The sequence below is a fragment of the Microbacterium sp. genome (assembly GCF_031988965.1).
Lineage (GTDB): Bacteria > Actinomycetota > Actinomycetes > Actinomycetales > Microbacteriaceae > Microbacterium.
Map to the genome: position 1 here is coordinate 1 of NZ_DALZXX010000257.1, position 1994 is coordinate 1994.

The 1994-nt window shown below is 69.3% G+C and carries 3 protein-coding genes; all 3 read left to right on the forward strand.

The features are described 5' to 3' along the window. The coding region (locus RTM68_RS18455) for a histidinol dehydrogenase (RefSeq protein ID WP_312173766.1) at positions 1-432 on the forward strand (432 nt) is incomplete at its 5' end. A gap of 10 nt (positions 433-442) precedes the next feature. Next, complete coding sequence (gene nrdR / locus RTM68_RS18460; RefSeq protein ID WP_194763429.1) at positions 443-913, forward strand: transcriptional regulator NrdR; 471 nt, start codon at positions 443-445, stop codon at positions 911-913. Between the two features lie 10 nt (positions 914-923). Then, positions 924-1946, forward strand: a complete 1023-nt coding sequence (locus RTM68_RS18465) for a quinone-dependent dihydroorotate dehydrogenase (protein WP_312173768.1) — start codon at positions 924-926, stop codon at positions 1944-1946. Positions 1947-1994: the final 48 nt, after the last annotated feature.

The following is a 1994-nucleotide window of genomic DNA, read 5'->3' on the forward strand; positions in this document are numbered from 1 at the left end:
GGCGCGGCGACCCGCCACGCCTCGCGTGTCGCCGCCGCGCTCGACGGTCCGCAGTCGGCGATCGTCCTCGTCGACGACCGCCGGGCGGCGACCGCTTTCAGCAACGCCTACGCGCCGGAGCACCTCGAGCTCCACCTCGCGGATGCCGAGCAGGCAGCGGCGTCGTTCACGAGTGCCGGAGCCGTCTTCGTGGGCGAGCACACCCCGGTGAGTCTCGGTGACTACATGGCCGGTAGCAACCATGTGCTGCCGACCGGTGGTCAGGCGCGGTACGCGCCCGGTCTGGGGGCATACACCTTCCTGCGCCCGCAGCAGGTGATCTCGTACGACCGTGCGGCCCTCGCAGCGGTGCGTGACGGTGTGGTCGCCCTCGCGAACACCGAGGTGCTTCCTGCGCACGGAGAGGCGATCGAGGCGCGGTTCACCGCGTAGGATCGGTCAGATGCACTGCCCCTTCTGCCGTCACTCGGACTCTCGGGTCATCGATTCCCGCACCAGCGACGACGGGCTGTCGATCCGCAGGCGACGCCAGTGCCCGGAATGCGGTGGACGATTCACCACCACGGAGACGGCGAGCCTCAACGTGATCAAGCGTTCGGGTGTGATGGAGCCCTTCAGTCGCGAGAAGGTGATCTCCGGAGTGCGCAAAGCATGCCAGGGTCGACCCGTCACCGAGGCGGACCTTGCGATCCTCGCTCAGCGCGTGGAAGAGGCCGTTCGCCAGACGGGTGTCTCGCAGCTGGACACCAACGAGATCGGCCTCGCGATCCTCGGTCCGCTCCGTGATCTCGACGAGGTCGCCTACCTGCGGTTCGCGAGCGTCTATCAGGCGTTCGACTCGCTGGAGGACTTCGAGAGCGCCATCACCGACCTCCGGGCGGATCACGTGAAGCGGGAGCCGGTCGACCGGTAATCTGGCAGGGATGTATCCGCTGCTCTTCCGCGCTGTCCTGTCGCGCTTCGATCCCGAGTTCGCCCACCACGCCGGCATGGCGGTGATTCGCGTACTCGGTGCTCCGCCCTTCTCCTGGGCGACCCGAGCTCTCACGAAGCCCGACCCTTCGCTGCGGGTCGACGCGCTCGGACTCACGTTCCCGTCGCCGTTCGGCGTCGCCGCGGGGTTCGACAAGAACGCGGTCGGCGTCCGCGGGCTCGCCGCGCTGGGCTTCGGCCACGTCGAGGTCGGCACTCTCACGGCGATCCCGCAGGAAGGCAACCCACGCCCCCGCCTCTTCCGTCTCGTCGCGGACCGGGCGGTGATCAATCGGATGGGCTTCAACAACCGCGGAGCGCACGCCGCTGCTCGCCGCCTCGCGAAGCTCCGCCGTGGTGCTCCCGACACGGTGATCGGTGTGAACATCGGAAAGAGCCGCGTCGTCGACGTCGAGAATGCGACCGCCGACTACGTCGCCTCGGCCACAGCCCTCGCGCCGCTCGCGGACTACCTCGCGGTCAATGTCTCATCGCCGAACACGCCCGGACTCCGCGGACTCCAGGCGGTCGAGACCCTCGCCCCGCTCCTGCGGGCCGTGCGAGAGGCCTCGGGAACGACGCCGCTTCTGGTCAAGATCGCGCCCGACCTCTCCGACGACGAGATCGTCGCGATCGCGCAGCTCGCCGTCGCGGAGGGGCTCGCCGGAATCATCGCGCACAACACCACGGTCAGTCGCGAGGGCCTCATCACGGATGCGTCGATCGTCGACGCCGCCGGCGCGGGTGGGCTCTCGGGAGCTCCGCTGAAGCAGCGCTCGCTCGAGGTCCTGCGGCTGGTCCGCGGTGCCGTCCCCGCCGAGTTCTGCGTGATCGCGGTCGGCGGCGTCGAGACGCCGTCCGACGTGCAGGAGCGGCTCGATGCCGGCGCCACTCTCGTCCAGGGTTACACGGCGTTCCTCTATCGGGGACCCCTCTGGGGGCGCGAGATCAATCGCGGACTCGTCCGCCGCTGAGACCGTCGACGTCCGGAACCGGCGAACGAGAAAGGCGTCCGATGCTCC